At 64.2% G+C, this 6,000-nt stretch carries 5 protein-coding genes; all 5 read left to right on the plus strand.

Going from position 1 to position 6,000, the window contains the following annotated elements:
* The 5 genes from ACFOHJ_RS16855 (at nucleotide 1) to ACFOHJ_RS16875 (ending at nucleotide 5,955) form a co-directional block, all read left to right on the plus strand.
* Nucleotides 1-525 (plus strand): DUF4142 domain-containing protein, encoded by a 525-nt coding sequence (locus ACFOHJ_RS16855; RefSeq protein ID WP_378222442.1) that lies wholly within the window; start codon nucleotides 1-3, stop codon nucleotides 523-525.
* A 10-nt stretch (nucleotides 526-535) separates the two neighbouring features.
* Nucleotides 536-853, plus strand: a complete 318-nt coding sequence (locus tag ACFOHJ_RS16860; RefSeq protein ID WP_378222443.1) for a cupredoxin domain-containing protein — start codon at nucleotides 536-538, stop codon at nucleotides 851-853.
* A 527-nt stretch (nucleotides 854-1,380) separates the two neighbouring features.
* Nucleotides 1,381-3,213, plus strand: coding sequence for an assimilatory sulfite reductase (NADPH) flavoprotein subunit (locus ACFOHJ_RS16865; protein WP_378222445.1), 1,833 nt, complete (start codon nucleotides 1,381-1,383; stop codon nucleotides 3,211-3,213).
* Nucleotides 3,214-3,221: 8 nt separating this feature from the next.
* Nucleotides 3,222-4,949, plus strand: a complete 1,728-nt coding sequence (locus ACFOHJ_RS16870) for an NADPH-dependent assimilatory sulfite reductase hemoprotein subunit (protein WP_378222447.1) — start codon at nucleotides 3,222-3,224, stop codon at nucleotides 4,947-4,949.
* Nucleotides 4,950-5,088: 139 nt separating this feature from the next.
* Nucleotides 5,089-5,955, plus strand: a complete 867-nt coding sequence (locus ACFOHJ_RS16875; protein WP_378222448.1) for a sulfurtransferase — start codon at nucleotides 5,089-5,091, stop codon at nucleotides 5,953-5,955.
* Nucleotides 5,956-6,000 lie beyond the last annotated feature (45 nt).

Raw genomic sequence — 6,000 nt, forward strand, 5'->3', positions numbered from 1 at the left:
ATGCATATTCGCCCGCTTGCGGCCACAGCCGCGCTTTGCCTGCTTCTCGCCGCGCCGTTCGCGCAGGCAGCCGACAAGCCGACCGATCCGCAGATCGCGCATATCGCCTACACCGCCGGCGCGCTCGACGTGGCCGTGGCCAAGATCGCCATCTCCAAGTCGCACAACAAGGATGTCGTGGCCTTCGCCAAGGACATGGTCCGCGACCATGAGGCGGTGAACAAGCAGGCGCTGGACCTGGTCAAGAAACTGAAGGTAACGCCCGAGGACAACGCCACCAGCAAGGCGCTGACGAAGGCAACCAACGCCGAGGAGGCCAAGCTCAAGAAGCTCAAGGGCGCCGCCTTCGACAAGGCCTATGTCGACAACGAGGTCGCCTTCCACAAGCAGGTCAACGAGGCGCTGAAGACCGTGCTGATCCCCTCGGCCCAGAATGCCGAACTGAAGAGCCTGTTGGAAACCGGCCTGAAGATTTTCGAGGGCCATCAGCAGCATGCCGAGATGGTCGCGGCCGAGCTCAAATGAGGGCGATCCGATGAACCATCGGTTCTGGGTGCTTCCGGCCCTGGCGCTGGCCCTGGCCACGAGCGTGGCCGCGGCTCAGGCCAAGACCATCACCGTGACGGTGGACAAGATGGCGTTTTCGCCGGCCACGATCGAGGCCCAGGTCGGCGACACCGTCGAGTGGGTGAACAAGGATGCGTTCGCCCACACGGCCACCGTCAAGGGCGGCTGGGAGGTGATGCTGCCGATCAAGAAGTCGGGCAGCGTCACCATGGATAAGGCGGGAACCATCGACTACTTCTGCCGCTTCCATCCCAATATGAAGGGCACGATCAACGTCGCGCCCTGACTGACGGGACAAGAGCTCGACCCCCCACTCCGTCTCGGCTTCGCCGAGCCACCTCTCCCCCGGTCGACGGGGGAGAACCGTCTTGTACAAGCGTGTCGCTTTTCCTCTCCCCTTTTGAGGGGGAGAGGTGGTTTGCGAAGCAAACCGGAGTGGGGGTTGCCCCACCACGGCCGATAGCGTTTCGCCTCGAATCCGGCGGCCCCTGACGATACGAGACGTCTCCCAGGCCGAATTTTCCTTCTGCGGTTAAAAAAAGTGATGACGGGCGTGTCGCATCTTTCGACCACGCCGTTTGTCATTCGCAGAAGGATCGTTTCGCGCTTCCATCAACCGGTAGGACAGGCGTTTCAACAATTTTTAAATGCAATTTTCTTGTTACTTATTAGCAATATCATTCATTTGAAACGCTGAAAAAGCCGATGCAAAGGTCCCGTCCCATCGGTGGAGGCCGGTTATCCAAGCGTTTGAAAACACTTGATATCCCGGCTCGCTCCATCGCGCGGACGCTAGCATGGGACGAAAATCAGATGACGGTACTCGACTTTCCAGGACCGGGTTTTACGGCCGAGCAATGGGAGCGCCTGAGCGGGCTGGCGACGACGCTGAAGCCGGGACAGGCGCTGTGGATCAGCGGCTATTTCGCCGGCATCGACCACGCCCGCGCGCTGGGCGGATCGACCGCGATCCCGCTGCGCCTGGACGAGGCGGCCGCATCCGCGCCGGCTGCCGTCGCATCGCGTTCGCTGACCATCCTCTATGCCGGCGAGACCGGAAACAGCGCCGGCGTCGCCAAGGCTCTGGCCGAGGCATCCCGCGCTGAGGGCGCGACGCCGGTTCTCGTCGACGTCGCCGACTACAAGCCACGCAAGCTCAAGGACGAGCAGGACCTGCTGATCGTCACCAGCACCCACGGCGAGGGCGAGCCGCCGCTGTCGGCGGTCGGCTTCTTCGAGTTCGTGGAGGGGCGCAAGGCGCCGAGGTTGGAAGGGCTGCGCTTTGCCGTGCTGGCGCTGGGCGATTCCACCTATGAGCACTATTGCGGCGCCGGCAAGCGGCTCGATGCACGCCTGGCCGAACTCGGCGCCGAGCGCCTGGCCGAACGCGTCGATTGCGACGTGGACTATGAGGAGCCGGCTGCGGCATGGAGCAAGGCGGCGCTGGAACTGCTGGCTCCGAAAGCCGTCAAAGTTGCTGCTACGGCAAAGCCCGCCGGCTCCGCCGTGGCTTCGGTCGGGCTTTCGGCGTTCGACAAGAAGAACCCGTTTTCCGCTACCGTGATCGACAATTTCGTGCTGACCGGCCGTGACTCCAGCAAGGAAACGCGGCACATCGAACTGTCCCTGGCGGGCTCCGGCCTGACCTACGAACCCGGCGATGCGCTCGGCATGCTGCCGCAGAACGACCCGGTGCTGGTCGAGGCGCTGCTCGGCGCACTGTCGCTCGATGCCGGTGCGCAGGTGACCCTGAAGGAGCAGAAGATCGCGCTCGGCGAGGCGCTCTCCGGAAGGCTGGAAATCACGGCGGCGACGCCGCGTTTCCTAGACCATTGGGCCGGCTTGAGCGGTGCCGGCGAACTCGAGACCCTGCGCGGCGAGGCGAACGCGGAAGCGCGCGGTGCCTTCCTGCGCGGCAACCACATCCTCGACATCGTCCGCCGCTTTCCGGTCAAGGGGCTCGATGCGCAGGCGTTCGCCGCCGGCCTGCGCCCGTTGCAGCCGCGCCTGTACTCGATCGCGTCCAGCCTGAGCAACGCGCCCGACGAGGCGCACCTGACCGTCAGCACCGTGCGCTACGACCTCAATGGCGAGCCGCGCGAAGGGGTGGCCTCCGGCCACTTCGCCGGCCGGGCCGAGCCCGACGCGACGGTGCCTGTCTATATCCAGGCCAATGCCCATTTCCGCCTGCCGCAGGACGACAAGCCGATCATCATGATCGGGGCCGGCACCGGCGTCGCGCCCTACCGCGCCTTCCTGCAGGAGCGCGAGGCGAGGGGGGCTTCCGGCAAATCCTGGCTGTTCTTCGGCGAGCGCAACTTTGACAGCGATTTCCTCTACCAGACCGAATGGCAGGGCCTGCTGAAGGATAAGGTGCTGACCGAGATGAACGTCGCCTTCTCCCGCGATACCGCAAAGAAGATCTACGTCCAGCACCGCCTGCTCGAACAGGCGCGCGACGTTTATGCCTGGCTGGAGGAGGGCGCGCATCTCTATGTCTGCGGCGACGGCGCCAAGCTCGCCCCCGATGTCCACGCCGCGCTCACCACCATCGTGGAGCGGGAGGGCGGGCTGACCAGTGAGGCCGCCGGCGAATACCTGGCGGCGCTCAAGGCCGATCACCGTTACCAGATCGATGTGTACTGAGGTTCGTGATGAGCACGCTTGAAATAGACCGCAGCCGCGATGTCTCGCAGCCGCTGGAAAAGCTTGGGCCGGATGAGACGCTGAAGGCCAACAGCGACCAGTTGCGCGGCACCATCGCGGCCGGGCTCGAGGCGGAACTGACGGCGGCGGTGCCCGGCACCGACATCAAGCTGATGAAGTTCCACGGCGTCTACCAGCAGGACGACCGCGACATCCGCGACGAGCGCCGCCGGCAGAAACTGGAGCCGGCCTACCGCTTCATGGCGCGCGTGCGCCTGCCGGGCGGCGTGCTGTCGCCGGCGCAGTGGCTGAAGCTCGACGAGCTGGGCCGCGCCTATGGCAATAACTCGCTGCGCTTGACGACCCGCCAGACCTTCCAGTTCCACTATATTCACAAGAAGAACTTGCGCACTCTGGTCCAGGGCCTGCGCGAAGTGCTTCTCGACACGCGGGCCGCCTGCGGCGACGATTCCCGCGGCGTCATGGCCTCGATCAACCCGCAGCTTTCGGCGCTGCATGCGCAGGTTCATGCGCTGGCGAAGCAGGCCAGCGACCACGCCATCCCCAAGACCCACGCCTATGAAGAAATCTGGTACGGGGAGGAACGCAAGCCGGTGAACGGCCCCGAGGAGCCGCTCTACGGCAAGACCTACATGCCGCGTAAGTTCAAGATCGGCTTCGTCGTGCCGCCGATCAACGACATCGACGTCTATGCGCAGGACCTCGGCTTCATCGCCATCGTCGAGGACGGCAAGCTGGTCGGCTTCAACGTCGCCATCGGCGGCGGCATGGGGCGTACCGACCAGGCGCCGAAGACCTATCCGCGGCTGGCCAGCGTCATCGGCTTCCTGCCGGCCGACAAGGTGCTGGAGATGTGCGACGCCACCATGATGGTGCAGCGCGACTATGGCGACCGGCTCGACCGCGCCCGTGCCCGCTTCAAATACACCGTCGACGACAAGGGGCTGGATTTCATCAAGGCCGAGATCGAAGGCCATCTTGGCTTCAAGCTCGGCGAGGCTCGCGCCTACAGCTTTACGTCGAACGGCGACCCGATCGGCTGGACCGAGGGCGAGGACGGGCGCTGGCATTACACCCTGTTCATCCAGAACGGTCGGGTCAGCAATTTCCCGGAAAAGCCGCTGCTCGACGGCCTGCGCGCCATCGCCGAGCGCCACAAGGGCATGTTCCGCGTCACGCCGAACCAGAACCTCATCATCGCCGACGTGGCGGCGGACGACCGGCCGGCCATCGAGGCGCTGCTGAAGGAATACAGGCTCGACGGCCTCAACGCCGGCACCGGGCTGCGCCTCAATTCGATGGCGTGCGTCGCGCTGCCGACCTGCGGGCTCGCCATGGCCGAGAGCGAGCGCTACCTGCCGGACCTCATCACCAAGATCGACGCGATCCTCGCCACGCACGGGCTTTCCGAGGAGCCGATCACCATCCGCATGACCGGTTGCCCCAACGGTTGCGCGCGCCCCTACATCGCCGAGATCGCGCTGACCGGCCGCGCGCCGGGGAAATATAATCTCTATCTTGGTGGTGGCTTCCACGGCCAGCGCCTGAACAAGATGGTGCTCGAAAACGTTGGTGAGAAAATTATTCTAGAGTACCTGGAAAAAGTAATAGGTCATTTCGCTAAGGACCGTTTGGAGAAAGAGCATTTCGGCGACTTCGCTATTCGTGCGGGCTATGCTGCTGAAGTCAAAGAAGGGCGGTACTTCAACGATTGATGCCCGGGCAGCGTGGCTGCCTTGAGCGCAGGACTGAAACACCGACAAGCGGGAGTGATGGCCGGGCGCCCCAAGGCGCACGGACGGCGCCGGCTTGCCTCGCGACAGGAATTCATTGGTTCAGAAAGGCAGGAAATCCATGGCTAACTCGGTTTCTCATTCGCTCGTAACCGCCGAATGGCTGCAGGAGCATATCAACGACCCGAAGGTGCGGCTGTTTGAAGTCAGCGTCGACCCGGGCGTCTATGCCGGCGGCCACATTCCCGGCGCGACCAATCTCGACTGGCATGTCGATCTGGTCGACACCGTGAACCGCGACATCGCCTCGCGTGAGAAGCTGCAGGCGACGCTGCGCAAGGCCGGCGTCGACAACGACACCACCGTCATCATCTATGGCGACCACAACAACTGGTTCGCAGCCTGGGGCGCCTGGGTGCTGGACGTCTACGGCTTCGGCGACCGCGTGAAGCTGCTCGACGGCGGCCGCAAGCTGTGGGAAGCGCGCAAGCTTCCGCTGACAAGCGACGTTCCGTCCTTCAAGGCTTCGTCCATCGAACTGCCGGAACGCGACAACAGCCTGCGCGCGCGCCTGACCAACGTGCTCGACGTGGTCGAGGGCCGCATCGACGGCAAGCTGATCGATATCCGCTCGCCAGACGAATATCTCGGCAAGATCTTCGCGCCGGAGGGCGTGAAGGAATTGTCGATCCGCGCCGGCCATATCCCGGGCGCCGAGAACGTGCCGTGGGCGACGATCGTCAACGAGGACGGCACCTACAAGCCGCTCGACGAAATCCGCAAGATCTATGCCGACAAGGGCGTCGACGGCTCCAAGCCGGTCATCACCTATTGCCGCATCGGCGAGCGTTCCAGCCATTCCTGGTTCGCGCTCAAGCGCCTGCTCGGCTACGAGGTGCGCAACTATGACGGTTCGTGGACCGAATACGGCAATGCTGTCGGCGTGCCGGTGACCAACAAGAGCGGCACGGTCTGGCTCGGCAAGTAATCCTCCCGGCCTCTCTTCGAGAGGCGCCTGGCACATCGGGGGGAC

Source organism: Aquamicrobium soli (assembly GCF_042646345.1).
GTDB classification, from domain to species: domain Bacteria; phylum Pseudomonadota; class Alphaproteobacteria; order Rhizobiales; family Rhizobiaceae; genus Mesorhizobium; species Mesorhizobium soli_A.

Excerpts from the sequence above, each read along its gene's own strand:
- ACFOHJ_RS16855 (WP_378222442.1), top strand. The coding sequence starts at position 1 with ATGCATATTCGCCCGCTTGCGGCCACAGCCGCGCTTTGCCTGCTTCTC.
- ACFOHJ_RS16860 (WP_378222443.1), top strand. The coding sequence starts at position 536 with ATGAACCATCGGTTCTGGGTGCTTCCGGCCCTGGCGCTGGCCCTGGCC.
- ACFOHJ_RS16865 (WP_378222445.1), top strand. The coding sequence starts at position 1,381 with ATGACGGTACTCGACTTTCCAGGACCGGGTTTTACGGCCGAGCAATGG.
- ACFOHJ_RS16870 (WP_378222447.1), top strand. The coding sequence starts at position 3,222 with ATGAGCACGCTTGAAATAGACCGCAGCCGCGATGTCTCGCAGCCGCTG.
- ACFOHJ_RS16875 (WP_378222448.1), top strand. The coding sequence starts at position 5,089 with ATGGCTAACTCGGTTTCTCATTCGCTCGTAACCGCCGAATGGCTGCAG.